General features: G+C 52.2%; 22 protein-coding genes, 1 tRNA gene and 3 rRNA genes. 2 read left to right on the forward strand and 24 right to left on the reverse strand.

Features of this window, described 5'->3' with window-relative positions; all coding sequences use genetic code 11:
- Positions 1–81: 81 nt before the first annotated feature.
- Both MKX42_RS00535 and MKX42_RS00540 read right to left on the reverse strand, forming a co-directional pair.
- Complete coding sequence (locus tag MKX42_RS00535) at positions 82–783, reverse strand: pseudouridine synthase (protein WP_340750411.1); 702 nt, start codon at positions 781–783, stop codon at positions 82–84.
- Complete coding sequence (locus MKX42_RS00540; RefSeq protein ID WP_340750413.1) at positions 770–2,977, reverse strand: ATP-binding protein; 2,208 nt, start codon at positions 2,975–2,977, stop codon at positions 770–772. Before MKX42_RS00540 ends, MKX42_RS00535 begins: the two co-directional genes overlap by 14 nt.
- A 429-nt stretch (positions 2,978–3,406) precedes the next feature.
- Here MKX42_RS00540 and tadA point away from each other — a divergent pair, with 429 nt between their 5' ends.
- Positions 3,407–3,910: a tRNA adenosine(34) deaminase TadA gene (gene tadA / locus MKX42_RS00545; RefSeq protein WP_340750415.1), complete on the forward strand. Its 504-nt coding sequence runs from the start codon at positions 3,407–3,409 to the stop codon at positions 3,908–3,910.
- Positions 3,911–3,954: 44 nt separating this feature from the next.
- Entirely contained in the window at positions 3,955–4,530 is a 576-nt protein-coding gene (locus tag MKX42_RS00550; RefSeq protein ID WP_340750417.1) for a GNAT family N-acetyltransferase, read from the forward strand.
- Between the two features lie 73 nt (positions 4,531–4,603).
- Here MKX42_RS00550 and MKX42_RS00555 read toward each other — a convergent pair whose 3' ends face one another.
- From MKX42_RS00555 to MKX42_RS00660, 22 genes are all read right to left on the reverse strand, one after another.
- Complete coding sequence (locus MKX42_RS00555) at positions 4,604–5,698, reverse strand: DUF6612 family protein (RefSeq protein ID WP_340750419.1); 1,095 nt, start codon at positions 5,696–5,698, stop codon at positions 4,604–4,606.
- Between the two features lie 104 nt (positions 5,699–5,802).
- The gene (locus tag MKX42_RS00560) at positions 5,803–5,955 is read right to left on the reverse strand and encodes a small acid-soluble spore protein P (protein WP_340750421.1); all 153 of its coding nucleotides are present in this window, start codon (positions 5,953–5,955) and stop codon (positions 5,803–5,805) included.
- A 13-nt stretch (positions 5,956–5,968) separates the two neighbouring features.
- Positions 5,969–6,310, reverse strand: coding sequence for a hypothetical protein (locus MKX42_RS00565; protein WP_036698930.1), 342 nt, complete (start codon positions 6,308–6,310; stop codon positions 5,969–5,971).
- 254 nt (positions 6,311–6,564) lie between these two features.
- Positions 6,565–6,653: transfer RNA gene (locus MKX42_RS00570), tRNA-Ser, on the reverse strand.
- A 65-nt stretch (positions 6,654–6,718) separates the two neighbouring features.
- On the reverse strand, positions 6,719–8,008 hold the full coding sequence (gene serS / locus MKX42_RS00575) for a serine--tRNA ligase (protein WP_340750422.1): 1,290 nt from the start codon (positions 8,006–8,008) through the stop codon (positions 6,719–6,721).
- A gap of 90 nt (positions 8,009–8,098) precedes the next feature.
- A complete protein-coding gene (gene pdxT / locus MKX42_RS00580; protein ID WP_340750424.1) occupies positions 8,099–8,683 on the reverse strand; it encodes a pyridoxal 5'-phosphate synthase glutaminase subunit PdxT in 585 nt (194 codons plus the stop codon).
- 18 nt (positions 8,684–8,701) lie between these two features.
- The gene (gene pdxS / locus MKX42_RS00585) at positions 8,702–9,583 is read right to left on the reverse strand and encodes a pyridoxal 5'-phosphate synthase lyase subunit PdxS (protein ID WP_340750426.1); all 882 of its coding nucleotides are present in this window, start codon (positions 9,581–9,583) and stop codon (positions 8,702–8,704) included.
- A gap of 120 nt (positions 9,584–9,703) precedes the next feature.
- A complete protein-coding gene (locus tag MKX42_RS00590) occupies positions 9,704–11,098 on the reverse strand; it encodes a D-alanyl-D-alanine carboxypeptidase family protein (protein ID WP_340750428.1) in 1,395 nt (464 codons plus the stop codon).
- Positions 11,099–11,225: 127 nt separating this feature from the next.
- Complete coding sequence (gene guaB / locus MKX42_RS00595; protein ID WP_076162086.1) at positions 11,226–12,683, reverse strand: IMP dehydrogenase; 1,458 nt, start codon at positions 12,681–12,683, stop codon at positions 11,226–11,228.
- A 359-nt stretch (positions 12,684–13,042) separates the two neighbouring features.
- Positions 13,043–13,159, reverse strand: a 5S ribosomal RNA gene (gene rrf / locus MKX42_RS00600).
- A 76-nt stretch (positions 13,160–13,235) separates the two neighbouring features.
- A 23S ribosomal RNA gene (locus tag MKX42_RS00605) occupies positions 13,236–16,162 on the reverse strand.
- A gap of 297 nt (positions 16,163–16,459) precedes the next feature.
- Positions 16,460–18,020 (reverse strand): 16S ribosomal RNA (locus MKX42_RS00610).
- The 16S, 23S and 5S rRNA genes sit together here, the layout of an rRNA operon.
- 379 nt (positions 18,021–18,399) lie before the next feature.
- Positions 18,400–19,914: a lysine--tRNA ligase gene (lysS, locus tag MKX42_RS00615; RefSeq protein ID WP_340750430.1), complete on the reverse strand. Its 1,515-nt coding sequence runs from the start codon at positions 19,912–19,914 to the stop codon at positions 18,400–18,402.
- 164 nt (positions 19,915–20,078) lie between these two features.
- Entirely contained in the window at positions 20,079–20,558 is a 480-nt protein-coding gene (greA, locus tag MKX42_RS00620) for a transcription elongation factor GreA (protein ID WP_036696487.1), read from the reverse strand.
- A gap of 224 nt (positions 20,559–20,782) precedes the next feature.
- Positions 20,783–21,799, reverse strand: coding sequence for a tRNA dihydrouridine synthase DusB (gene dusB / locus MKX42_RS00625; RefSeq protein WP_340750432.1), 1,017 nt, complete (start codon positions 21,797–21,799; stop codon positions 20,783–20,785).
- Between the two features lie 45 nt (positions 21,800–21,844).
- Positions 21,845–22,054, reverse strand: coding sequence for a helix-turn-helix domain-containing protein (locus MKX42_RS00630; protein ID WP_036696484.1), 210 nt, complete (start codon positions 22,052–22,054; stop codon positions 21,845–21,847).
- Positions 22,006–22,557, reverse strand: coding sequence for a 2-amino-4-hydroxy-6-hydroxymethyldihydropteridine diphosphokinase (gene folK, locus MKX42_RS00635; RefSeq protein WP_340750434.1), 552 nt, complete (start codon positions 22,555–22,557; stop codon positions 22,006–22,008). The genes MKX42_RS00630 and folK overlap by 49 nt, the downstream gene beginning before the upstream one ends.
- 9 nt (positions 22,558–22,566) lie before the next feature.
- Positions 22,567–22,929 carry a dihydroneopterin aldolase gene (gene folB, locus MKX42_RS00640; RefSeq protein ID WP_036696480.1) on the reverse strand — a complete coding sequence of 121 codons (363 nt, stop codon included), beginning with the start codon at positions 22,927–22,929 and terminating at the stop codon, positions 22,567–22,569.
- Positions 22,930–22,962: 33 nt separating this feature from the next.
- A complete protein-coding gene (gene folP / locus MKX42_RS00645; protein WP_340750437.1) occupies positions 22,963–23,820 on the reverse strand; it encodes a dihydropteroate synthase in 858 nt (285 codons plus the stop codon).
- Positions 23,817–24,695, reverse strand: a complete 879-nt coding sequence (locus MKX42_RS00650; RefSeq protein ID WP_340750438.1) for an aminotransferase class IV — start codon at positions 24,693–24,695, stop codon at positions 23,817–23,819. The genes folP and MKX42_RS00650 overlap by 4 nt, the downstream gene beginning before the upstream one ends.
- Entirely contained in the window at positions 24,692–25,273 is a 582-nt protein-coding gene (pabA, locus tag MKX42_RS00655) for an aminodeoxychorismate/anthranilate synthase component II (RefSeq protein ID WP_076082822.1), read from the reverse strand. Before pabA ends, MKX42_RS00650 begins: the two co-directional genes overlap by 4 nt.
- Positions 25,270–26,892, reverse strand: a complete 1,623-nt coding sequence (locus MKX42_RS00660; protein ID WP_340750440.1) for an anthranilate synthase component I family protein — start codon at positions 26,890–26,892, stop codon at positions 25,270–25,272. Before MKX42_RS00660 ends, pabA begins: the two co-directional genes overlap by 4 nt.
- Positions 26,893–26,903: the final 11 nt, after the last annotated feature.

Here is a 26,903-nt window from a genome sequence, read left to right on the forward strand (position 1 = left end):
GGAAACCAATAAGAGCTGCTTCGAACGGCCCTACCAGGGTCTATCGGAGCAGCTCTTATTATAAGTATGGGCATTATAATCTTATTGCAGCTGATAGTTCAGCATAGCCCCCAGCTCTTGCTTCTCTTCCTGGGACAGCTCCCGCCATTCTCCGGTCTTCAGTGCGCCAAGGCGGATATTCATTACCCGGATGCGCTGCAGCCGCCGGACTTCATAACCGAAGGCGCTGCACATGCGGCGAATTTGCCGGTTCTTGCCCTCAGTCAGCACGATACGGAATACCCGCTCACTAATACGCGTAATTTCACAGGGAAGTGTCTTACTGCCCAGAATTTTCACGCCGGTGGACATACCGGTCAGAAAAGAAGGCGTAACGGGTCGATCTACAGTGACCACATATTCCTTCTCATGCTTGCCTTCTGCGCGCAATATTTTGTTAACAATGTCACCGTCATTGGTCAGCAGAATCAATCCCTCTGAATCCTTGTCGAGCCGCCCGATCGGGAAAATCCGCTCCTCATGCCCTATGAAATCGACAATATTGCCTTGAATATGCGCTTCTGTAGTAGAGGTAATGCCAACTGGCTTATGAAGCGCGATATACACGATCCTGCTGCCCGTCTGAAGCGGCTGGCCGTCAATCAGCACTTTATCCCCGGCTTCAGCCTGGCTGCCCAGCATAGCGGGCTCACCGTTGATGGTGACCCGCCCTCCCTCGACTAGCTTGTCTGCTTCACGGCGTGAACAATAGCCTGTCTCACTGATGAATTTATTGATTCTCATGTTCGTTTTCACTCCGTTCTATATTCATGCCGGCCGGAGGTGCTTGCTCCTTCGCTTCAGGCAGCTTGATGATTACCTGTGCTCCCCGGCCATACTCGCTTCTAATCTCCAGGCTGCCCTTATGGGCCTGAATGATCCGCTGGCTGACCATGAGGCCAAGCCCGGTTCCTGACTCTTTATTCGTGAAGAACGGCTCCCCCAGCTTGGGCAGCATATCCTCAGGGACGCCTCCGCCCTCATCTGTAATCACAATAACGACAGCATCCGCCTGCTCCTGCTGCTCCACGGTAATCGTTCCCCCGTCTGGCATCGCTTCTATGGCATTTTTGATCACATTGATAAATACCTGCTTCAGCTGATTCTCTTCACAGTGCACCATGGCGGGTACTCCCGAGAAATGCGTGGTGAATTCAATGCCGAACAGGTGGGCCTGGCTGTCCAGCAGCGAGATGACATCGCCGACAATATGCCGCAGATCCCTCTGCTGGAAATGAACCGCCTGCGGCTTCGCCAGAATCAGGAACTCACTGACAATCATATTGATCCGGTCCAGCTCCGAGAGCATCAGATCAATATGCAGCGGAACGAGAACCTTCTTCTCCTGCTGAAGCTGCAGGAAGCCCCGCAGGGTGGTCAAGGGATTACGGATCTCATGGGCAACGCCTGCCGCAAGCTGGCCGACTGTAGTCAGCTTCTCCGAGCGTCTGAGCAGCTCCTCGATCCGGTTGCGCTCGGTCATGTCACGGGATACATGGACAACCGACTGCGGCTGGCCCTCTTCATCCCGGATAACCGAGCTGCTGACGCTGACCTCTACCAGGGAGCCGTCACGCTTCAGCCTGACGGTCTCCACAGGCGGCAGAGACACCCCGTCTTTAAGCTGCTGCAATCGTGTGCTCTCCTGCTGCTGCACAGTGGCCGGAACCAGATACGGCGGCTTGACCAGAGCATCCTCAGCGCCCCATCCATAGAGGTCCTCGAAGGCTCTGTTCGTACTGATGATCCTCCCCTCCATATCTACCGTGTGGATGGCATCCGAAGTGCCGTTAATCACCGACTCCAGATGCTCCTTGACGGCACGGTTCTCCTCCAGTGTCTGCCCCAGCCGGTTCGTGTGCTGCAGCAGATGTGAGGTCATCGCATTGATGCGCTGGGCCAATTGTCCAAGCTCATCACGGCTGGATACATTAAGCGGGGGCTCGAACTTGCCCTTGGCCACATCATTGACCTTAGCCAGTATATCCTGAATCGGGCGTGTAACAACACCGGCCAGGACATAACTCGCCAGAAGAAAGATAATCAGCAGCAGCACCGAGGTGGTAATATTATTGAACAGCTGCTCCCTAATGACTGAGGAGATCGCCTGGTAGTCCATAACTACACTGATTACATAATCCGCCGCTCCCGGACGCTCAATCGGAATGAAGCTTTTGAGCACTCTTTTACCCAATGCCTTCGTATCCAGCGTTACCGGCTCTCCCTTGTTCAATGCTTCACGGATCGCCGCCTTGTCCTCTGCAATATTGCCGTATGAATAGGTGCCGTACTGGATAGGGCGGTTCCGCAGCTTCGTGTTCTTGGGATCTGTGCCGTCAGGCAGCATGCTTGAGGCTCCGAAGGTCTTCGGATTAATTCCCGTAATCTCCAGAATTCCGGGATTTACTGCTTTGGATTCCTGGATGATCTCATCAGGACTCATAATTTTAACATAATCGCTTACCGCTGTACTCCGCACGAACGGATCTATGATATAATTGCGGGCCCCGTCATAATAATAGCCCCATTTATCAATATACTCCGGATTGGAGGTTGAATATTCAAACGGCCCGGACCAGAAATTCTCCAGGGACTGCCCCTGATCGACAGATACCCGCTGGCCTGCAAACAGCTCCAGAAAAGCCACATACCAAAAACCCATGCCTCTGGTCGAAAGTCCGATCTCTGCAGGATCTGAAGATTTGGCTACGATAATATCATCCGCAGTCTTCACCAGCAGCGAGATATTCGACACCCCCAGCTTGGTGGATAGCGCCTTCAATTGTTGATTAGTAATATTCCTGATATCCGGGTCCAGCTCATAGGACGCCAGAATGGCGGTCAACCGCAGGTTCTGGGCAATTTTATCCTGCACGTAATTCGAGCTGTACCCGCTCTGCTCCACCGATACGGCCACCTGCTTCGCAGTAATCTTCATGTTGCTTACGCTCTCATTACGCAGATTATTCCGGGCAGCATAAAGATTGAGTGTAAGATTAAGCATCAAGATTAAGAGCACCGAGCCAAAAATAATCGCTGATAGTTTCGTTTTTATGGACAAGCGTATTGTTCACCTCTTATCCGCTGGTAAATCCTAGCGGGCATTCAACATAATCATACCTTTTGCCCTTCCATTTGAAAAGGCCTTTCCCCACAGCCGGGTGCTGGCAGATATTGAATTATTGGGGCAGTTTCTCTACAATAGGTAAGAAACCATCCACAGGTTATGCACATATAAACATTTTGCCAAATCGCGATGTGCACAATTTTGTGTATAAGTCGGTCGTTATCCACAGAGTTGTCCACAATTTGTTAAGAACGAATATTTGTTCGTTGTACAATGGGCATAGAAGAAGGGAAGATGCATTTGAATACCAGGCTTGAAGAACTGCCGGCGGAGGAGCGGGCCATTCATGAACATTGGATGTCAGAAGCGATAGGAGAAGCCCGCAAGGCCGAGGCCTTGGGGGAAGTACCGATTGGTGCCGTAGTCGTCCACGAAGGCCAAATTATAGGCCGCGGGTATAATCTGCGTGAGACGACGCTTGACTCCACTGCCCATGCGGAGATGGTGGCGATCCGGGAAGCCAGTACAGCCCTGGGCTCCTGGCGTTTGCTCGATTGCCGGCTCTATGTTACCCTGGAGCCTTGTCCTATGTGTGCAGGAGCGATGGTACAGTCCAGGCTGCCGCTTACCGTGTATGGCACTCCCGACCCCAAGGCCGGCTGCGCAGGGACCTTGATGAACCTGCTGGAGGAGTCACGCTTTAACCACCGCACAGAGGTCATACAGGGCGTGCTGCAGGAGGAATGCGCGGAGCTGCTGACCTCCTTCTTCCGCAAGCTGCGGAAGCGGCCTGCGAAGCTCTAGAACGCCGCTTAACACTTATTTTTTGCTCATAAGGAGAATGCCAGATGTCGTACAAGCTGTATAACAACGCACAGGGGATCTATCTCTCGCTGCTGGAGCTTACGGATGCCGAAGAGCTGCTTAGCCTCCGTCTGCGTAACCGAACCGCGCACCAGCAATTTGAGCCCCTGCGCAGTGAAGACTACTTCACCCTGGAGAGCCAGCGGCAGCTGATTAACCAGCGTATCCTGGATGCGCAGCAGGACAGCGCGTATATGTTCGGGATTTATCTGCTCAGCGGGGAGCTGATCGGCCAGATTACGATCTCTAACGTAGTGAGGGGAGTCGGACAATTCTGCGATATCGGCTATCTCATCGATCATGAGCAGCAGGGGCAAGGCTATACCAGTGCCGCCGTACACCTGATCCTCGGGTATGCCTTCCGCTCTCTGGGGCTTCACCGGGTACAGGCTGCCATCCTGCCCCATAATAACGGTTCCCGCAGAGTGCTGGAGAAGAACGGCTTCCAGGCCGAAGGACTCGCGCGCCGTTTCATCCGGATCAACGGTGAATGGCAGGATCACCGCACCTACGCCATTCTGGCTGAGGAGTTCCTGCCAGAGGAACAGCCATCCCCTTAACCTTCATATGTGCACAAAAACCCGTACGAGCGGAATTCGCTCATACGGGTCTTTGGCGTGCGGATTTATGGTATTAATAAGTACTCGTACCTGTGCTTCCGAACTGTTGCTGCAGCTCTTCCAGGGTAATTACATCTTCGCCCTGCGGAATACCAATCTTGAAGGTCTGTTTCTCATTGATCTTGCTGTATTGGTTGCTTGCATTCATAGATAAGGTAACATTCTCACCCTTGTCAGGATCATTAACTTTGATGTTCATGAGCATATCCTGGTATACCGGATAATCATCTTTGTTGACTGCGGTATTCAGATGGAACTGGTTAATAGTGAGATACTTGTTCAGATCAGCCAGGCTCTTGTCGAACTCTGCACGGGCTTCACTGGATTGAAGCTGTTCCTTGGCTTCGGCCAGCTTGGCAGGCTCAACCTGCAGCAGATCCTTGTATTCTTCTTTGCCCAGAATATCAATAATCTTCGGCATTGCGTTATTCACCAGAATAGTGAGCGCCTCTTTGACATTATCGTTGGTGACCTGGAATTGAACAACCTGCTTGGCTTCAACGCCTTCCGGCAGGCCGGCATCCTTCGGTTTGATATTATTGAAGTACTTGGCTTCATCGTATTCGCCAAGTAAGGTATTCATCACTTCATTCGACAGCTTCTGTACCTTCTGCGCATCCATTTGTGCAGGATTGAATTCAGCGCCCTGCTCTTCTGCCAGCTGCTTCAGATCCAGCTCGACGAATTTGTTCACGATGGTCTCAGGAATCGGCAGGAACGGAATCGAAGGTATTTTGACATACAGCTTCTGTCCGGTCATGACCATTGGAACCGTGAAGGACATAGCCATGTCCCCCTTCAGATTCAGAACGGTTGTCATTTCGGTCTGCATCGGCTCTGCCTGGTAGACACCATCGATGGTGAGCTCGGCGTTCTTAAGCATGCTGAGCATCTGACCCGTTGAAGCATCCGCTTCATTGGTGCCGGTGTCTATCGACAGATCATTAATAACTAATTTCGTCTTCATTTCGTAAGATGTCATAGCTGTAGCTTTGGCTGCAGCTGAAGTCAGAGCCTCCTTAGGCTCCTCTTTCTTTGCACACCCCGGCAGAATTACTGCAGCAGTTAACAGTAACGCAGCAGCGGATAACCCCCACTTTTTGTTCATTATTTTTCTCCTCTCCCATGTAAAAAAATTCTTTCCCCTCCCTAATGATAAACCATTTGGCAATTATGAGAAACATTTCTCTTCATTTTCATTTAAAATTGTGCTTAACCTTGCGGATTATGATGGTCCACATGGTTGGCCTGCTTCACCTTTTTAGACCCGGATAACGGCGCTGGACCTGAAGAATGGCGCTCTTTGCGGGGTCCCTGATTGTCCTGCTGTACGCCGGGTACAGGCATGCTCTTGGGTTTGCTCATTAGGGTTAGCCTCCTACGGATTGGTTAAGCCCTGAAGGGCTTGGGCACATTCATGAATCTGTCTCGTATACTGCTGCGCCAACAGCTGAACAGCATCTAACTGCTCATCTGCATGCACTCCAGCCTGTTCGGCGTCAAGCAAATCTACGGCAACCTCTCGGCTATCCACATAGGTGCAGCGGAAATCCAGAGAATACCCCTGCCGTCCCGCTGCATTGAAATGGATAAGCAGACTGTTCTGGTTGGCCGCATCCCCCTGTACACTGAAACTGTCCCCATTGTCCATCAGTTCCGGCAGCCTCTCCTGCCACGCAGACACCAGACTCTGCTGATCTACTTGCAATTGTCGGTCCATCTTTATTATCAGCCTCCTTCTCTAATACATTGCGGAGAAAGCCGGCTTTTTATTCCCGCTGGAACAGCTTCTGTGAAAAAGAGGCCTTAGCAAGTGGAAACGGCATTGCCGTCCTTTACAAGGACGGTACCGTTTCGGCGAGAAATAGAAGGATAATTTATAGCGTGAGACATATAAATTCTTATATTTCAAACAAAAAAACCGCCCTCCTGAGAGAACGGCTTCTATCTGTATTTATTTAGATGTAAAGGAAATGGCGGAGAGGATGGGATTCGAACCCATGTGGGCTTGCACCCTAACGGTTTTCAAGACCGCCCCGTTATGACCGCTTCGGTACCTCTCCAATGCAATGAAATTTCACATGCATTAGGAATTATACCACGCTCAACAAATAATATGCAACTATTATTATTGAGCTGTTTTGGCGGAAATGGATTTCACATTACGCATATACGGCTGCAGGCATTCCGGAATCAGCACACTTCCGTCCTCCTGCTGGTAATTCTCCAGGATAGCTGCTACCGTACGTCCTACAGCCAGCGCAGAGCCATTCAGCGTATGCACGAATTCAGGCTTCGCCTTCGGCTCCTTGCGGTAACGGATATTGGCCCGGCGCGCCTGGAAGTCCTCGGTGTTGGAGCATGAGGAGATCTCGCGATACATGCCGCTCTCAGGCAGCCACACCTCAAGGTCATACGTCTTGGCAGAGGTGAAGCCCATATCTGCCGTACAGAGCAGCAAAACGCGGTAAGGCAGCCCCAGAAGCTGCAGCACGCGCTCAGCGTCGGCGGTCATCTTCTCCAGCTCCTCATAGGAGCTCTCCGGGCTGGCCAGCTTCACCAGCTCCACCTTATTGAACTGATGCTGGCGGATCAGACCACGGGTATCGCGTCCGGCAGAACCGGCTTCCGAGCGGAAGCAAGAGCTGTAGGCCACATGATACTTCGGCAGATCGCCAGCCGTCATGATCTCTTCACGGTAATAGTTGGTCACAGGCACTTCCGCCGTAGGAATCAGATAATACTCTGTATCCCGCAGCTTGAACAGATCCTCTTCGAATTTGGGCAGCTGTCCCGTTCCATAGAGGCTGTCCTTATTAACAATATAAGGCGGCAGCATCTCTTCATAGTTATGTTCCCCGCTGTGCAGGTCCATCATGAAATTAATCAGGGCACGCTCCAGTCTGGCACCCAGTCCCTTGTAGAAGACAAACCGTGAACCCGTAACCTTCGCCGCTGCCTCAAAATCAATGATATCCAGCTGCTGTGCCAGCTCCCAGTGGGATTTCGGAGTGAATCCGAGCTCTGTAGGCTCTGACCAGCGGCGCACTTCGACATTGTCTGCCTCGGAGGTGCCAACAGGCACCGATTCATGCGGAATATTCGGGATGCTCATCGTCAGCTCGTCAATTTTGACCTCAAGCTCACGCACCTCATCATCCAATTCCTTAATCCGGTCAGATACCGTGCGCATTTCTGCGATCAGATCATCCGCCGGTTCACCATTCTTCTTCTTCTTGGCTACGTCTCCGGATACAGTGTTCCGGCGGTTCTTGAGCCCTTCCGTTTCCTGAAGCAGCTCACGGCGGCGCTGATCCAGCGCCGGGAAGCCGGCAATCAAATCCAGCGACTTTCCTCTTTTATTCAGTGCCTCTTCTACTCTTGCATAATCGCTGCGCAATACTTTAACATCTAACACAAAGTTTCCCTCCTGAAAACAGCCCAAACTCTTTCAAAATGCTGTTTTGTTTGCAGCTTTGAAAGAGTCAAAGTGTCCTTATATGCGGTTCTATAGATTGGCTGCAATACTGTCCTCTACCATGTCGGCAAAATATTGATGCAGCCTGTAATCATCAGTCAATTCCGGGTGAAACGAGCAGGCCAGCAGATTGCCTTGGCGCGCTGTTACAATCTCATCCTTATAGAGAGTAAGCACCTCAACATCAGGACCCACCTCGTCAATAAGCGGAGCGCGGATAAATACCGCCCGCACAGGCTCAGCAATCCCCTTAACCTCCAGATCACATTCAAAGCTTTCCCGCTGGCGGCCAAAGGCATTCCTGGCCACGGTAATATCCATCAGCTCCAGATGACCGGCTTCATCTCCGGCAATCCGCTTCGCCAGCACGATCATGCCGGCGCATGTACCAAAAATAGGCTTACCTTGACCCGCGAACTCACGGATTGCTTCAATAAAGCCATATTTGCGCATCAATTTGCCAATCGTCGTACTCTCACCGCCGGGAATGATCAGACCATCTACCCCGTCTAGCTCCTCTATACGCTTAATAGGCAGGCCCTGCGCTCCGGTCTTCTCAATGCTGACAATATGCTCTGTAACAGCGCCTTGAAGCGCCAACACTCCAATTCTCATCCGGAAGCCTTCTCTCTATTAACGGCCGCGTTCCGACATGCGCTCAGCCGGGGACAACGTGGCGATATCAATCCCCTTCATCGGAGTGCCCAGATTTTTAGACACTTCAGCGATCAGCTTGTAGTCCGTGAAGTGGGTTGTCGCTTCGACGATGGCACGGGCGAACTTCTCAGGATTGTCCGATTTGAAAATTCCCGAGCCGACAAACACCCCGTCAGCACCCAGATGCATCATGAGCGCGGCATCGGCAGGCGTAGCTACACCACCGGCAGCGAAGTTAACGACAGGCAGCTTGCCCAGCTCGTGAACCTCCAGCAGCAGCTCATACGGAACACCCAGCGTCTTCGCTTCATGATATAGCTCATCAAGGGAGAGGCCGGTCACCTTACGGATCTGGCTGTTGATATGGCGCATATGGCGGACAGCTTCCACGATGTTGCCGGTACCCGGCTCACCCTTAGTGCGGATCATGGAGGCTCCTTCGCTAATCCGGCGCAGCGCTTCCCCCAGATCCTTGGCTCCGCATACAAAAGGAACCGTGAATTCGCGTTTATTGATATGGAACACTTCATCGGCAGGAGTTAGTACTTCGCTCTCATCGAGATAGTCTACACCCAGAGATTCGAGAACTTTGGCTTCCACATAGTGGCCGATCCGCGCTTTGGCCATGACAGGGATACTCACTACCTTGATAACCTCTTCTACAATAGTAGGATCAGCCATACGTGCGACACCACCCGCTGCGCGGATATCGGAAGGTACACGCTCCAGGGCCATTACGGCTACTGCGCCTGCGGCCTCAGCAATTTTCGCCTGCTCTGCATTCATGACGTCCATAATGACGCCGCCTTTTTGCATTTCTGCCATGCCTCTTTTGACTCGCGAAGTTCCTGTTTCCATATCTACGCCTCCCGTTAGATCTAACCTAATCTAACATTTAATTCTACCGTAAGGCTGTAATATATACAACCTATTTACTGGGATTTTGTCGTGAAGCTAGTACCTGCGCACCTGTTAAGGTTAGAACAGATTTTTAATTCCTTTGAACAGATCACCGAAAAAATCACCTATGGCTCTCAGCAGCAGCTTGAACCAGCCCGCCTTCTCCGCTTCCTCGGCAGTAATCAGGTTCACCGTCTTCTCTTGCGTCTGATTCATTCCTTCAATCTTATAGGAGTACGTGACCTTACCTACCTTGCTGGCTCCGGCAATCGGTGCGACCAGCGTAGCCGGATCATTCGTGACCACAGTGGTCTTGATCTGCGGCGATACAGTACCCTTAGGAACCATGAACGTTACACCAGCATCTGTTACTACGGATACCTCTTTATTCTTGCCCTTCAGCACAGGCACAGTCTCAGTGCCGGCAATCACGGCCTTAGGCGCAACTACCTGCTTAATCTCGAAATTATTGAAGCCAAAATCCAGCACCTTCTTCGTTTCGGTGAAACGGTGGGCCTCGGAGTCCGCTCCCATAACTACGCTGATTAGACGCATGCCGTCACGCACCGCAGTACCCGTGAAGCAGTTGCCGGCTTTAGACGTATGCCCAGTTTTCAATCCATCAAGACCCGGGTAAGCATAGGCCTTGAAATTAGGGATATTCTTGTTGGCTTCCAGCATCCAGTTGTAGTTAATCATCGGCTTCGAATCACGCTCGCGGAATTTATACGACTGAATTGTCGTAAAATCTGTAAAATCCGGATGATCGGTGACAATATATTTGGCCAGAATCGCCGCATCCATCGCAGACATTACTGTTTCGCCTTTACCCTCCGGGCGGAATTTCTTCGGCATATCGGCACGGTCAAGCCCGGTAGAGTTAATGAAAAAAGCCGTCTTCATCCCCATTTTCTTGGCCGTTTCGTTCATCATTGTGACAAATTCCTGCTCGGAACCTGCGACCAGCTCCGCCAAAGCTACCGTAGCATCATTGGCTGAACCAACCGCCATGGCTATGTAGAGTTCTTTTACCGTATGTTCGTCATGCTCAGCCAGGAAGATCCGCGACCCGGTCTGATTCGCCGCATTCTCCTGAATAGCAACTTTCTGGTCCCAGGAGATCTTGCCGCTATTTACAGCTTCAGTTACAAGATATTCTGTCATCATCTTCGTCATACTCGCCGGAGGCATCGCCTGGTCTGCATTAAGTGAGAGCAGAACCTCCCCTGTAGTAGGCTCAATCAGCACTGCAGATTTCACATTCAGTCCCAGAGATTCCACGCTTGGAATCTTCGCTGCTGCCGTTTTGGCAGGGGTAGCCGCCGCTTTGGTTCCCCCCTCGGTTGTAGCCGGTTTATTCACTGCCTCTGCCATCGCAGAAGCCGCAGGAAATGCTAGCATATTTAGAAGCAGACCCGCTGCCACTGTCTTAATCACAATTTGTTTACTGCTTAGTTTCTGCTTGTACTTCAATGATTACTACTCTCCTTTAATCCTCAGATCAGTGCTTGTTCTATTCTAACACAGGGGTACCTGCAAAAAAAGACAGGCAGGACTAAATTAGTCCTGCCTGTCAACAAAATAGGCGATTCTTCCCGGCTTATAGGGAATAGTTCGGAGCTTCCTTGGTAATCTGTACATCATGAGGATGACTCTCACGCAGGCCTGCCCCAGTGATACGGATGAACGAGGTGTCATTGCGCAGCTCTTCTAATGTCTTCGTTCCGCAATAGCCCATACCGGAGCGCAGTCCGCCGATCAATTGGTGAACCGTGTCAGACAATGGCCCTTTAAAGGCTACACGGCCCTCAATGCCTTCCGGTACCAGCTTCTTATCATCATCCTGGAAGTAACGGTCTTTACTGCCTTGCTTCATAGCGCTCATGCTGCCCATGCCGCGGTATACCTTGTATTTACGTCCCTGATAGATTTCCGACTCTCCGGGGCTTTCTTCCGTACCAGCGAACAGGCTTCCCATCATGACTGCAGCAGCACCAGCGGCGATGGCCTTGGTAATCTCACCGGAGTACTTAATTCCTCCATCTGCAATCACCGGAATGCCATATTCACGGGCAACGGTTGCACAATCGTAGATCGCGGTAACCTGCGGAACGCCGATCCCGGCAATAACGCGGGTAGTACAGATAGATCCCGGGCCAATACCCACCTTGATTACGGAGGCTCCTGCTTCAATCAATTCGCGGGTAGCTTCGCCTGTAGCTACATTACCTGCTACAATGGTTAGATCAGGATAAGTCTCGCGCAGTTTGCGCACTGCATCGATAATGTTAATGTGATGGCCATGTGCGGAATCCACGGTAATCAGATCCACACCGGCTTTTACTAATGCTTCTGTCCGTTCAAACGTGTCCTTGGAGATCCCGATTGCCGCTCCAACCAGCAGACGTCCGTGGGCATCCTTGGCACCGTTAGGGAACTGGATAGCTTTCTCTATATCTTTAATAGTAATGAGACCTTTGAGTATATTATGTTCGTCTACCAGCGGCAGCTTCTCAATCTTGTGACGCTGCAGAATGCCCTTCGCCTCCTGAAGAGTGGTTCCTACAGCAGCTGTAACGAGATTCTCATGAGTCATCACTTCTTTGATCTGAATATTGAAATCATGGATGAAACGCAGGTCGCGGTTCGTCAGAATACCGACAAGCTTGCCCTCTTCATCTACGATAGGCACACCCGAGATACGGTATTTCCCCATCAGGACTTCAGCATCGGATACCCAGTGGTCCGGCGTAAGTGAGAATGGATTGGTAATAACCCCGCTCTCCGAGCGCTTCACACGGTCTACCTCTTCTGCCTGCTGCTCCACGGACATATTCTTATGAATGATGCCGATCCCGCCCTCACGGGCGATAGCAATCGCCATAGCGGCTTCTGTGACTGTGTCCATACCTGCACTCATCAAAGGGATATTCAGCTTCACATTCTTGCTGAGTACAGTGGTTAAGTCCACTTCCTTAGGCAATACCTCGGATTTACGCGGAACCAGCAGCACATCATCGAAAGTGAATCCCTCTTTACCAAACTTATCTTCCCACACCTGGGTCATTCCTCCTCTAAATTCTTTTCTCTACCCGCCCGCCAACTTATGAATAAAGAAACTCCTGCGTCAAGTCCATACCCGATAGACAGCAGTAGAGACCTGGGAGTTATACATAATTGTGTCTTCTGTTAAGGTTTGAGAGGCTTGTCCAAAAATATATTATTGTCCATCTTAGCAAAGGGCATTTGGCCTGTCAAGAATATTACACCGCTCTGTGAAGGGATTAGGCAATCCGCCCTCCGGTAAGCGAATTCTTGGACTAAAGTCCGTCTCCAGTGGACAGTAGAACAAATTTCGGCGGCATCACCGGATATACAAAAAAGCCATTGTCGATGATTCGACAATGGCTCATGTGTGCTTGGCAACGTCCTACTCTCCCAGGACCCTTCGGTCCAAGTACCATCGGCGCTGGAGGGCTTAACGGTCGTGTTCGGGATGGGTACGTGTGGAACCCCTCCGCTATCGCCACCAAACGGGCATTTACAGCGTAAATGCTTCAGGAAATTGATTCCTGAAAACTGAATCCGAAACGAATCTGCGTTGTAGATTTTGGATAAGCCCTCGACCGATTAGTATTGGTCAGCTCCATGCATTGCTGCACTTCCACCTCCAACCTATCTACCTCGTCGTCTTCAAGGGGTCTTACATACTGGGAAATCTCATCTTGAGGGGGGCTTCACGCTTAGATGCTTTCAGCGCTTATCCCGTCCGTACGTAGCTACTCAGCCATGCTCCTGGCGGAACAACTGATGCACCAGCGGTACGTCCATCCCGGTCCTCTCGTACTAAGGACAGCTCCTCTCAAATTTCCTGCGCCCACGACAGATAGGGACCGAACTGTCTCACGACGTTCTGAACCCAGCTCGCGTACCGCTTTAATGGGCGAACAGCCCAACCCTTGGGACCTACTTCAGCCCCAGGATGCGATGAGCCGACATCGAGGTGCCAAACCTCCCCGTCGATGTGGACTCTTGGGGGAGATAAGCCTGTTATCCCCAGGGTAGCTTTTATCCGTTGAGCGATGGCCCTTCCATGCGGTACCACCGGATCACTAAGTCCGACTTTCGTCCCTGCTCGACTTGTAGGTCTCGCAGTCAAGCTCCCTTATGCCTTTGCACTCTGCGAATGATTTCCAACCATTCTGAGGGAACCTTTGAACGCCTCCGTTACTCTTTAGGAGGCGACCGCCCCAGTCAAACTGCCCGCCTGACACGGTCCCCGTACCCGATGAGGGCACTAGGTTAGAACCTAGATACGATCAGGGTGGTATCCCAACGGCGCCTCCGCAGAAGCTTGCGCTCCTGCCTCTACGGCTCCCACCTATCCTGTACAGATCGTACCCAAATTCAATATCAAGCTGCAGTAAAGCTCCATGGGGTCTTTCCGTCTTGTCGCGGGTAACCTGCATCTTCACAGGTATTAAAATTTCACCGGATCTCTCGTTGAGACAGCGCCCAAGTCGTTACGCCATTCGTGCGGGTCAGAATTTACCTGACAAGGAATTTCGCTACCTTAGGACCGTTATAGTTACGGCCGCCGTTTACTGGGGCTTCGGTTCACAGCTTCGGATTGCTCCTAACCGCTCCCCTTAACCTTCCAGCACCGGGCAGGCGTCAGCCCGTATACTTCGCCTTGCGGCTTCGCACAGACCTGTGTTTTTGCTAAACAGTCGCTTGGGCCTTTTCACTGCGGCCCCCTCGGGCTATTCACCCTACCGAGGCACCCCTTCTCCCGAAGTTACGGGGTCATTTTGCCGAGTTCCTTAACGAGAGTTCTTCCGCGCGCCTTAGAATTCTCTTCTCGCCTACCTGTGTCGGTTTGCGGTACGGGCACCTTCTCCTGACTAGAGGCTTTTCTTGGCAGTGTGAGATCATGACCTTCGCTACTATAATTTTCGCTCCCCATCACAGCCCAGCCTGTGCGGTGTGCGGATTTGCCTACACACCAGCCTCACTGCTTAGACGGACATCCATCAGTCCGCGTCACTACCCTCCTGCGTCACCCCATCGCTCATAGCGGATTACGGTGGTACAGTAATTTCAAACTGTTGTCCTTCGACTACGCCTTTCGGCCTCGCCTTAGGTCCCGACTTACCCTGAGCGGACGAGCCTTCCTCAGGAAACCTTGGGCTTTCGGCGGATCAGATTCTCACTGATCTTTTCGTTACTCATACCGGCATTCTCACTTGTATACTCTCCAGCGCTCCTTACGGTACACCTTCAACGTATATACAACGCTCCCCTACCCCAGATGCAACGCATCTAGCCATAGCTTCGGTGGTGTGTTTAGCCCCGTTACATTTTCGGCGCAGAGTCACTCGACCAGTGAGCTATTACGCACTCTTTCAATGGTGGCTGCTTCTAAGCCAACATCCTGGTTGTCTGTGCAACTCCACATCCTTTCCCACTTAACACACACTTGGGGACCTTAGCTGATGGTCTGGGCTGTTTCCCTTTTGACAATGGATCTTAGCACTCACTGTCTGACTCCCGGCAAGAAGTTAATGGCATTCGGAGTTTGACTGAGCTTGGTAACCCTTGCGGGCCCCGCACCCAATCAGTGCTCTACCTCCACCACTCCATTCACCGAGGCTAGCCCTAAAGCTATTTCGGGGAGAACCAGCTATCTCCGAGTTCGATTGGAATTTCTCCGCTACCCCCACCTCATCCCCGCATTTTTCAACATGCGTGGGTTCGGGCCTCCAGTGCGTGTTACCGCACCTTCACCCTGGACAGGGGTAGATCACACGGTTTCGGGTCTACGTCCACATACTTAGTCGCCCTATTCAGACTCGCTTTCGCTGCGGCTCCGGCTTCTCACCTTAACCTTGCATGTTAAACGTAACTCGCCGGTTCATTCTACAAAAGGCACGCCATCACCCATAGAAAGGGCTCTGACTTTTTGTAAGCACACGGTTTCAGGTTCTATTTCACTCCCCTTCCGGGGTGCTTTTCACCTTTCCCTCACGGTACTGTTTCACTATCGGTCGCCAGGTAGTATTTAGCCTTAGCAGATGGTCCTGCTGGATTCATACGGGGTTTCACGTGCCCCGCACTACTCGGGATCCGTCTCGGAGAGAACACAGTTTAGGCTACAGGGCTTTTACCTCTATCGCGGGCCTTTCCAGACCTCTTCGCCTACCATATTCCTTTGTAACTCCATGTGAGACGTCCCACAACCCCAAGAGGCAAGCCCCTTGGTTTAGGCTGTTCCGCGTTCGCTCGCCGCTACTGACGGAATCACTATTGTTTTCTCTTCCTCAGGGTACTTAGATGTTTCAGTTCCCCTGGTCTGCCTCTGCGTATCCTATGTATTCAGATACGAGTAACTGCGAATTACCACAGCTGGGTTTCCCCATTCGGACACCCCCGGATCAAAGCTTGCTTACAGCTCCCCGAGGCAGTTTCGTTGTTCGCCACGTCCTTCGTCGGCTCCTGGCGCCTAGGCATCCTCCGTGTGCTCTTAATAGCTTAACCAACGTTCCGGTGTTTTGCTTGTTTGCACAATCAAAAACCTTCACTTAGCATCACTAAAATATTGAAACTTGTTTACACAAGTTCAGCTTAAAGGAATGTTCTAAAACGCAAATTCGTTTCGGTATCCAGTTTTCAAGGATCAAGTTGCTGTAAGTTCGGGTCGATCACAACAGTGACGATCGAAGTTACAGCCGGTTGAGAGTTTGAGCTCTCAAAACTGACCAACGAGTGAGTAACTAGCCGACCGGCTAGATTTAAGATTTGAATGTCTTCATTGCAGAAGACGATTCTCCATAGAAAGGAGGTGATCCAGCCGCACCTTCCGATACGGCTACCTTGTTACGACTTCACCCCAATCATCTACCCCACCTTCGGCGGCTGGCTCCCTTGCGGGTTACCCCACCGACTTCGGGTGTTGTAAACTCTCGTGGTGTGACGGGCGGTGTGTACAAGACCCGGGAACGTATTCACCGCGGCATGCTGATCCGCGATTACTAGCAATTCCGACTTCATGCAGGCGAGTTGCAGCCTGCAATCCGAACTGAGACCGGCTTTGCTGGGATTGGCTCCACCTCGCGGCTTCGCTTCCCGTTGTACCGGCCATTGTAGTACGTGTGTAGCCCAGGTCATAAGGGGCATGATGATTTGACGTCATCCCCACCTTCCTCCGGTTTGTCACCGGCAGTCACTCTAGAGTGCCCAGCTTCACCTGCTGGCAACTAAAGTCAAGGGTTGCGCTCGTTGCGGGACTTAACCCAACATCTCACGACACGAGCTGACGACAACCATGCACCACCTGTCTCAACTTTCCCCGAAGGGCACCTGATGCATCTCTGCTTCGTTAGTTGGATGTCAAGACCTGGTAAGGTTCTTCGCGTTGCTTCGAATTAAACCACATACTCCACTGCTTGTGCGGGTCCCCGTCAATTCCTTTGAGTTTCAGTCTTGCGACCGTACTCCCCAGGCGGAGTGCTTACTGTGTTAACTTCGGCACCAAGGGTATCGAAACCCCTAACACCTAGCACTCATCGTTTACGGCGTGGACTACCAGGGTATCTAATCCTGTTTGCTCCCCACGCTTTCGCGCCTCAGCGTCAGTTACAGCCCAGAAAGTCGCCTTCGCCACTGGTGTTCCTCCACATATCTACGCATTTCACCGCTACACGTGGAATTCCACTTTCCTCTTCTGTACTCAAGTCACCCAGTTTCCAGTGCGACCTCAGGTTGAGCCCAAGGTTTAAACACCAGACTTAAATAACCGCCTGCGCGCGCTTTACGCCCAATAATTCCGGACAACGCTTGCCCCCTACGTATTACCGCGGCTGCTGGCACGTAGTTAGCCGGGGCTTTCTTCTCAGGTACCGTCACTCCGGCAGCAGTTACTCTACCGGACGTTCTTCCCTGGCAACAGAGCTTTACGATCCGAAAACCTTCATCACTCACGCGGCATTGCTCCGTCAGGCTTGCGCCCATTGCGGAAGATTCCCTACTGCTGCCTCCCGTAGGAGTCTGGGCCGTGTCTCAGTCCCAGTGTGGCCGTTCACCCTCTCAGGTCGGCTACGCATCGTCGCCTTGGTGGGCCGTTACCCCACCAACTAGCTAATGCGCCGCAGGCCCATCCCCAAGCAGCAGATTGCTCCGCCTTTCATTCTCTCCTCAGGAGAAAAAAGAAATTATCCGGTATTAGCTACCGTTTCCGGTAGTTATCCCAGGCTTGAGGGCAGGTTGCCTACGTGTTACTCACCCGTCCGCCGCTAAATCTGAAAGGAAGCAAGCTTCCTCTCAGACTCCGCTCGACTTGCATGTATTAGGCATGCCGCCAGCGTTCGTCCTGAGCCAGGATCAAACTCTCCAAATTGGTATTTAGAAAGAGCGATTGCTCATTTTGAAACATCTGACGAGAATTGTTATATTCTCTAATTTGGATCTCACCGAAGTGATTTCCCACTCACTCGTTGTTCAGTTTTCAAAGATCAAGCTCGTCGTCAGCGCCGCTCACCGCGTCACCAGCAACTCTTATAATATAACACATCCAACCGATCAATGCAAGCTCTTTTTTCAACTTCTTTTTCGAGCCAGCCGTTGATGTTTCGCGGCCAGAAATAGAATATATCACGGATAGAGATTCATTGCAAGCATTATTTCCAAATCATTTGACTAGAGCATTCAATCCCTTATCCCAAGAGAACTCCCAGAGCAGCTCCCTTGGTTATCCGGGTGTGGACTATGAGAAATCCTCAGTCTTTATTACGCATATGCGGGAACAGCAGTACGTCACGGATAGACGCTGAATTGGTCAGCAGCATGATCAGACGGTCTACACCGATACCCAGTCCGCCTGTTGGCGGCATGCCGTATTCCAGAGCACGGATGAAATCATCATCCATCTCATGGGCTTCATCATTACCCTGCTCTTTCTCGTGAATCTGTGCTTCGAAGCGCTGGCGCTGGTCAATCGGATCATTTAGCTCGCTGAACGCATTGGCATGCTCGCGGGCTACAATGAACAGCTCGAACCGGTCGGTGAAGCGCGGATCTTCATCGTTCTTTTTGGCGAGCGGTGAGATCTCTACAGGATGTCCCATTACGAATGTCGGCTGAATCAGCGTCTCTTCCACAAACTGCTCGAAGAATGCGTTCAGGATATGACCAAAGGTCATATGCTTCTCCACCGGTACACGGTGTTCCTTAGCCAGAGCCTGTGCTTCTTCATCCGTCATCTGAACACCGAAGTCCACTCCGGTTACTTCCTTAACGGCATCCACCATAGTAACGCGGCGCCAGCCTGGAGACAGATCCACTTCCTGTCCTTGATAATTAATTACCTGGGAGCCCAGCACCTCGCTGGCAATATGAGCAATCAGGCTCTCTGTCAGATGCATAATGTCCTTGTAATCCGCATACGCTTCATACAACTCGATCATTGTGAATTCCGGATTATGGCGTGTTGAAATACCTTCATTACGGTATACACGGCCAATCTCATAGACTTTCTCCAGACCGCCGACGATTAGACGCTTCAGGTGCAGTTCAATGGCAATCCGCATATACAGCTGCATATCCAGCGTATTGTGGTGGGTAATAAACGGACGGGCCGCTGCTCCGCCAGCGATGGCATGCAGAGTCGGAGTCTCCACCTCTAAATAGCCCAGCGAGTCCAGATAACGGCGCATCGACTGGATAATCCGTGAACGCATGATGAAGGTCTGCTGTACCTCAGGGTTAATGATCAGATCCACATAACGCTGACGGTAGCGCAGTTCTACATCCTTCAGGCCGTGATACTTCTCAGGAAGCGGAAGCAGGGACTTGGACAGCACCTCAAGGTTATCCACTTTAATAGAGGTTTCGCCGGTCTTTGTCTTGAACAGGGTTCCCCGGATACCGATGATATCGCCCAGATCAAGAATAGTGAAGGCTGCGTATTGTGACTCAGGGATACTGTCCTGGCGCACATAGATCTGGATTTTGCCGCTAAGATCCTGGATGTGAGAAAAGCTTGCCTTGCCCATGACCCGTTTCGCCATGATGCGCCCGGCCACACTAACCTCCAGTGCCAGCTCGTCCAGCTCTTCCTTGGTTAGCCCGTCGTATTTGGCCAGAAGATCGCCAGCAGCAGCGGTACGCTCATATTTCTTGCCAAACGGATCGATCCCGAGTGCGCGGAGCTCGTCCAGCTTGCCCCGGCGGATCTGCAGCAATTCACTTAATTCATTCTCTGTAGCTTCGACGTTGTTGATTTCTTCCGTCATGTTCTTCATCCTCTCTTACTCACTATACAAAAGAAGAAACGGCTCCGCCCCGATCTTGCGGACAGTCCGTTCCGTTACAAAATATAAGCTGTATGTGTTCACCCATATTTTACGGCTGGCTGTAACTTTGAAAAAAGCTTCCCTAAGGAAGCTTCGGAACCGTCTTACTTCATTTTGATATCAAGAATTTTATATTGAATGACGCCTGCAGGGACACTAACATCTACAATCGTACCAATCTTCTTGCCGATGATCGCTCTGCCTACAGGGCTCTCATTAGAAATTTTGTTGTTCAGCGGATCGGATTCGGCAGTACCCACGATGGTGTACTCCATAATGTCACCATACTCCATATCCTCAACGTTCACCGTTACCCCGATGCTTACCACATCTGTCACGATCTCATCGCTATTAATGATACGGGCATTGCGGAGCATCTTCTCCAAAGTAAGAACCCGTCCTTCAATAAAAGCCTGTTCATTCTTCGCGTCTTCATACTCCGAGTTCTCACTGATATCTCCGTAGCCGATGGCCACTTTGATACGTTCCGCTACCTCGCGGCGTTTCACGGATTTGAGGAACTCCAGTTCTTCTTCCAGACGCTTAAGTCCGTCCGGTGTAAGGATGACTTCTTTATCGCTCATCTCAACCGATTCTCCTGTCGTATACATTTATTGAAAACACCATACTATATGCGAATCCGGAGGGATCAGAACCCTCCTTCACCATTGCTCCTGCTGTAACGGCGATTTTATACTGTGAAATTATATTGGAACCGCTACAAAATGTCAATGACACCCCATATAATGTTTAGCAATACTCAATAAAGCACACAGGAACGGGGCTTAGTCCCAGGATTATATGAGGCTCATACGGCGAAAAGCGCACTATCCGCGTTACTCTGCTCCTCATCCTGTTTAAGCTGACCGACAAAATCATTCAAAATCCGCACCATCTCGTCACGTTTCGTTTCTTCCATAATAACGTCCTTCACGCGGGCCGCCGCCTTAAAGCCCTTCAAATACCAGGCCAGGTGCTTGCGCATCTCGCGGACAGCCACCGCTTCACCCTTAAGAGCAATCAGGCGGTCCATATGAAGAATGGCCACCTTAATCTTCTCTTCTGCGCCAGGCTCCGGCATCAGCACACCGCTATCCAAATATTGAATCGTCCGGTACAGCATCCACGGATTGCCCAGTGCGCCACGCCCGATCATTACACCGTCACAGCCGGTCTGATCCAGCATCGCCCGCGCATCCTCCGGCGTATTCACATCGCCATTGCCGATCACCGGAATCGATACTGCCTCTTTGGCCATACGGATATAATTCCAGTCGGCACGTCCGGTATAGAGCTGCTCGCGGGTACGCCCGTGTACACTGACTGCTGCTCCGCCAGCCCGTTCCACCGCACGCGCATTCTCTTCTACGAAGATATGCTCGCTGTCCCAGCCAATCCGCATCTTCACGGTGACCGGTTTGTCCACGGCCTCGACTACTGCGGATACCATCTCATAGATTTTGTCCGGATTCAGCAGCCAGCGTGCTCCGGCATCGCATTTGGTCACCTTCGGCACCGGGCAGCCCATATTAATGTCAATGATATCGGCATTGGTTTCTTTGTCGACAATTCTCGCCGCATCCACCAGTGATTCCCGGTCCCCGCCAAAAATCTGCAGACTCAGCGGCTTCTCGCGCTCATCGACAAACAGCATCTCACGCGTACGCTGGTTGCCATGTACGATCGCCTTGCCGCTGACCATCTCCGCACAGACCAGGCCAGTCCCGAATTCCTTGGCAATCAGACGAAATGCCGGGTTACATACGCCAGCCATAGGCGCCAGCACGACCTGATTCTTCAATTCAATATCACCAATCTTCAGCATGGCCCAATCACTTCCCTACTTCAATTTATAACGTTCAGCCCGGTCTTATGGTGCCGGATGGGCCAATTCCTCTACTGTCACTTCCAGAAAATCCGCAATTTTATTTAAAATTTGATCTTCCAAACGTCTGTTGCCCCGCTCCACTGCGCCAAGCACAGCAAGTGATATTCCGACAGAATCCGCCAGTTCCTGCTGCGTGTAGCCCTTCAGCTTCCGGAACGCTCTGACCCGCATTCCCATACGTTTGTTGTCCACAGGCGAATTCCTGCCTTTCCGTCTATGTCTTGCAGCGCTGTTGTAATTAATCTGTGGAATCCGGAAGTCTCTTCGTTCTGCGAAAGAATATCGCTTAGCGGCAAAAGGACAAACGCCCGCTCCAGCATCCTCGGATGAGGCAGCGTCAGATCCGGCGTGTCCAGAGTCAGCCCCTCTACCCACAACAAATCTAAATCTACCGTTCTCGGTCCATACCGCACATCCCGGACCCGGCCTAACTGGTTCTCCGTGTCCAGCATCACATGAAGCAGATCCTCCGGCGCCAGTGTAGTGCGCAGAACAGCTGCCATGTTAAGAAACTGAGGCTGATCCAGATAACCGACAGGCTCCGTCTCATAGACCCGGGAGGTGCGTACAACTTCAATCTTGTCGTGATGCTCCAGCCGGTGCAGGGCTTCTCTCAAGGTGCCTTGACGGTCACCCAGGTTAGCCCCTAAAGCAATATAAGCCTCTGATGCCTCAGAGGTGGAAGGTATGTTCATCAGTCTGTCTCACTTTCTCGTCCGGCGCAATTCTACAGTGACTCCCTGGAAATGAATATCAAAAGGAGGGTGCGGCTTGGTCACCTGAACCGTTACTGCATTGATAACAGTATAAGTGTCCAGTAACCCGGATGCAATATGTTCCGCCAAAGCTTCAATCAGCTTGAAGGACTGGGTTTCGACAATTTTTTTGACTACAACATGAACTTCAGCATAATTCACGGTCTGCTCCAGATCATCGCTGAGCCCTGCTCCCTGCAAATCAAGCTCCAGCTCAAGGTCGATATAATAACGCTGGCCGAGCTTCCGTTCCTCTTCAAACACTCCGTGATATCCGTAGTACTCCATGCGGTGCAGCTTCATTTTATCCATTAAGGGTACCTGCCTTCTCTTGAAGAATATTATCTATACGCTGAGCTCAGGTGACCCTGCATATAACATGGCGTCACACATCTCTACGGTACGTTTCATCGCCGCAATATCGTGAACCCGCACAAGCTGACAGCCCTGGGCAATCCCGAAGGCGACAGTAGCCGCAGTCCCCTCCAGGATATCATCTGCGGGCAGACCGAGGGCGGTGCGGATGAATTTTTTGCGCGAAGTGGCCAGCAGCACCGGATATCCCAGCTTCGTCAGTGCGTCTAGTCCCGTCATGACCTGAAGATTCTCTGTATAGTCCTTGGCGAAGCCGATTCCCGGGTCCAAAATAATATTCTCCGGCTTCACTCCGGCTGCCAGCGCTAGTTCAATACTCTCGCTCAGGTCATCCGTCATATCGCTGATCAAGTTCTTATAATCACGGTCATGGCGGTTATGCATTAGAATGATTGGACAGTCTGCCTGCGCAGCAACCGCCGCCATCTGCGGATCGGCCTTGGCTCCCCATACATCATTGATGATATGCGCACCGGCCTGAATTGCCTGGCGGGCGACGTCCGCCTTGTAGGTATCAATAGATAGTGGGAGATGCGGGGCGGCATGATGGATACGCTCAATGACAGGAAGTACACGGGCCAATTCCTCTTCAGCACTCACCGGCTGGTGACCCGGACGCGTGGATTCTCCACCTATATCGATAATATCGGCACCCTCTGCCGCCATTTGCAGCGCATGCTCTACCGCTCTATCAAGCTCTGTCCACAAACCCCCATCCGAAAAGGAGTCCGGCGTCACATTGAGTATCCCCATAATCAGCGTACGCTTGCCCAATTTCAGCTCGCTGCTCCCGCAGCGGTAAGTCCGTTCATAGATGATCGGCTTCATATCAGCATATCCGTCCTTTCTCTGTACAGCCTCATAAGTGCAGCCGTCTGCTCCCCACAGAGCCCTCTGCCTACGGTTACCCGCCGGTCTCCATGCCATAATGTGCTTACCGGAACGATCTCCTGCACGGAATTGGTGAGGAAGATTTCATCCGCAGCCTCAAGCTGTTCCCAGCGGTAAAATCCCTGTTCAGGCTGAAGGCTGGCTGCTGCCAGCTCAAGCACCATTTCCCGGGTAATTCCCGGAAGAATGCCAGTGGCGATATCGGGGGTATAGAGCTGCTTATTGGAGATGAAAAAAATGTTGCTCACAATGCCTTCGGCGAGCTCTCCCTGCGCGGTCAGCATAAGTCCCTCGGCCCCTCGCTCTGCGGACGGATATCCGGCCAATTCACGTTTTGCCAGAATGTTGTTCATATAGTGCAGCGATTTGAGTCTTACCGCACCCTCCGGGGTATTACGCCGGTGGTTCAGCAGCTGAAGTTCTTTGCCTTCCGTGTATAAGCCGGTTGGTGTGACCGGCAGGGCTTTGATATAGAGCAGATGATTAGGCTGCTTATAGGCTGCGGATGGCAGACCCAGAATATCCTCACCGGCTGTAACGGTGTAGCGGATATACGCCTCACTAAGCTCATTCTTGTCCATTACAAGCCGAATCCATTCCCGCAGCTCCTGTACGTCCGGCTCAAAGGGAATGCCCAGCTGGCGGCAGCCCTCTGCCATTCTGCTCAGATGACGTTCCAGCAGGAAGGGCTGTCCCCCATACGTACGGAAGGTCTCGAACAGGCCCATGCCGTACAAAAAGCCGTGATCCAGTGCGGAGACCACGGCGTCTTTGGCGTCGACTGCTTTGTTGTTAAGTCCTATATATTTCATGCCGGTTCTCCGGCTCTCCGTTTCAGGAAATTACGCAGCATGGTATGCCCGTGATTCGTAATGATCGACTCGGGATGGAACTGTACCCCTTCAATCGGGTATTCCTTATGCCGCAAGGCCATGATCTCGCCCTCAGCGGTCTCGGCGGTAATCTCCAGACAATCCGGCAGACTCTCACGCTCCACGATCAGTGAGTGATAGCGTGTCGCTGTGAAAGGAGATTCCAGCCCTTCAAATACGGAGGTGCCGTTATGGTGGATGGGCGAGGTTTTGCCATGCATAAGGCGTTCTGCACGGATGACATTACCACCAAAAGCCTGTCCGATCGCCTGGTGTCCAAGACATACGCCGAATATGGGGATGATGCCCTTGAAATGCTGCAGCAGCGCAAGGCTGATGCCTGCCTCATTCGGTGTACAGGGACCCGGGGAGATTAGAATATGATCGGGGGCTAATGCTTCTATCTCCTCAATGCTGATCTCATCGTTGCGCGCTACCTTAACTTCTTCCCCCAGCTCACCCAGATACTGCACCAGGTTATAGGTAAAGGAATCATAATTATCGATGACCAAGATCATATTGTGCTTCCTCCTTCGGCGCCGAGGGCAGCCCGCTCTTCCTGCTCGCGTTCACTGCAGAGAATGGCTTTTACTACCGCTTTGGCTTTGTTGTGGCATTCCCGGTACTCACGGTAAGGGTCTGAATCGATCACAATTCCCGCACCTGTCTGAATGTAGCCGATTCCGTCCTTCACTGCGAGCGTACGTATGATTATATTTAATTCCATATTGCCGTTATAGTCAATCCAGCCCATAGATCCAGTATATGGTCCCCGGCGGACCGGCTCCAGCTCTTCGATGATCTCCATGGTGCGCACCTTAGGCGCGCCCGTGATGGTGCCGCCGGGGAACAAGGCGGCAATGACATCATACGCATCCCTGCCGGGTGCGATGATCCCCTCAACCTGCGAGACGAGATGCATGACATGCGAGTATCGCTCTACGGTCAGCAGCTCCGGCACGCTGACCGTTCCGTAGGCGGCGACACGGCCGATGTCGCTGCGCTCCAGATCGACAAGCATAATATGCTCGGCGATCTCCTTCTCGCTCCCGCGCAGCTCCGCCTCCATGGCGGCGTCCTCCGCGGGAGTATGGCCCCGCCGCCGGGTGCCGGCAATGGGGCGGGCGCTGACCTTGTCCCCGTGCAGCTTGACGAGCAGCTCCGGCGATGCGCTGGAGAGCGCGAAGCCGGGCGTGCGGAGCAGCCCCATGTACGGGGACGGGTTGAGTCTACGGAGCCATTCGTAGACGTTCTCGGGTGTGGATTTGAGCTGCGCCTGCTGGCGCAGCGAGAGGTTCACTTGGAAGACATCTCCGGCACGGATGTATTCCTGGACCTTCAGCACAGCCTGCTGAAAGTATGCCGCAGAGAAATCCGAGCTCATGCCGGGCCATTCGCCGGTGATCTCGGCCTCGCTCTCCACCCTGCGGGTAAGCCCGGCGAACCTTGCAGCGGCGGCTTCTTCCGGCTCTGCCGGTGCGTAGAGAAGGCTCCACTGCTCCAGCATGCGCTCCGCACGGTGCACAGCAGCATCATACAGACTCCTTAGCCCGTCCAGGTTACCGGGTTCAGTATCCGGCAGAGAGATATGAACTGCACAGTAGAGCTGCTGCTCCTGCTCATCGTAGATCCACACTTCTTCCAGTCTCATGAACAGATAATCCGGAAACTCAGGGTTGTTCCTGGCAAGCGACGGCAGCTTCTCCAGGGAACGGGCCACATCATAGCCAAGAAATCCGATACAGCCGCCGGTGAACGGCGGCAGATCGTCAAGCGGCAGGCGGGGAGACGTATATTCCCTCATCCATGCCTGCAGCACTTGCAGCGGCTGGCCTTCCGTTACGGCAGACTCTATATGCCCCGAAGCCTTGGCTCCGGGAGTATAGCTCTGTGCAACAGCTCCCCGGCCTTCGATGATCGAGACAGGGCTCAGGCCCAGATAGGTGTAGCGCCCGCCCTTGCCGCTCTCCAGGACAACCGAATAGGGGGAAGCCTGTTCCCAGGCCTGCTTCCAGCTGCGGGGTAAGCCCTGATTGTCCTGCCGTTTCCTCAGGATCAGGGGCAAGATGCTCCAGGCTTCATCTGCCTCTGCCCACTGCTCCCAGTCCTGCCAAGCCGTTAAGATCTCCACAACCATTCTCCCGTCTC

This window comes from Paenibacillus sp. FSL R7-0204, from assembly GCF_038002225.1.
Lineage (GTDB): Bacteria > Bacillota > Bacilli > Paenibacillales > Paenibacillaceae > Paenibacillus_AQ.

Coding starts and splice junctions, on each gene's coding strand:
- MKX42_RS00535 (WP_340750411.1), bottom strand. CDS start 783: ATGAGAATCAATAAATTCATCAGTGAGACAGGCTATTGTTCACGCCGT.
- MKX42_RS00540 (WP_340750413.1), bottom strand. CDS start 2,977: ATGAAGATTACTGCGAAGCAGGTGGCCGTATCGGTGGAGCAGAGCGGG.
- MKX42_RS00550 (WP_340750417.1), top strand. CDS start 3,955: ATGTCGTACAAGCTGTATAACAACGCACAGGGGATCTATCTCTCGCTG.
- MKX42_RS00555 (WP_340750419.1), bottom strand. CDS start 5,698: ATGAACAAAAAGTGGGGGTTATCCGCTGCTGCGTTACTGTTAACTGCT.
- MKX42_RS00560 (WP_340750421.1), bottom strand. CDS start 5,955: ATGAGCAAACCCAAGAGCATGCCTGTACCCGGCGTACAGCAGGACAAT.
- MKX42_RS00565 (WP_036698930.1), bottom strand. CDS start 6,310: ATGGACCGACAATTGCAAGTAGATCAGCAGAGTCTGGTGTCTGCGTGG.
- pdxT (WP_340750424.1), bottom strand. CDS start 8,683: ATGAGAATTGGAGTGTTGGCGCTTCAAGGCGCTGTTACAGAGCATATT.
- pdxS (WP_340750426.1), bottom strand. CDS start 9,583: ATGGAAACAGGAACTTCGCGAGTCAAAAGAGGCATGGCAGAAATGCAA.
- lysS (WP_340750430.1), bottom strand. CDS start 19,914: ATGACGGAAGAAATCAACAACGTCGAAGCTACAGAGAATGAATTAAGT.
- greA (WP_036696487.1), bottom strand. CDS start 20,558: ATGAGCGATAAAGAAGTCATCCTTACACCGGACGGACTTAAGCGTCTG.
- dusB (WP_340750432.1), bottom strand. CDS start 21,799: ATGCTGAAGATTGGTGATATTGAATTGAAGAATCAGGTCGTGCTGGCG.
- folK (WP_340750434.1), bottom strand. CDS start 22,557: ATGAACATACCTTCCACCTCTGAGGCATCAGAGGCTTATATTGCTTTA.
- folB (WP_036696480.1), bottom strand. CDS start 22,929: ATGGATAAAATGAAGCTGCACCGCATGGAGTACTACGGATATCACGGA.
- folP (WP_340750437.1), bottom strand. CDS start 23,820: ATGAAGCCGATCATCTATGAACGGACTTACCGCTGCGGGAGCAGCGAG.
- MKX42_RS00650 (WP_340750438.1), bottom strand. CDS start 24,695: ATGAAATATATAGGACTTAACAACAAAGCAGTCGACGCCAAAGACGCC.
- pabA (WP_076082822.1), bottom strand. CDS start 25,273: ATGATCTTGGTCATCGATAATTATGATTCCTTTACCTATAACCTGGTG.
- MKX42_RS00660 (WP_340750440.1), bottom strand. CDS start 26,892: ATGGTTGTGGAGATCTTAACGGCTTGGCAGGACTGGGAGCAGTGGGCA.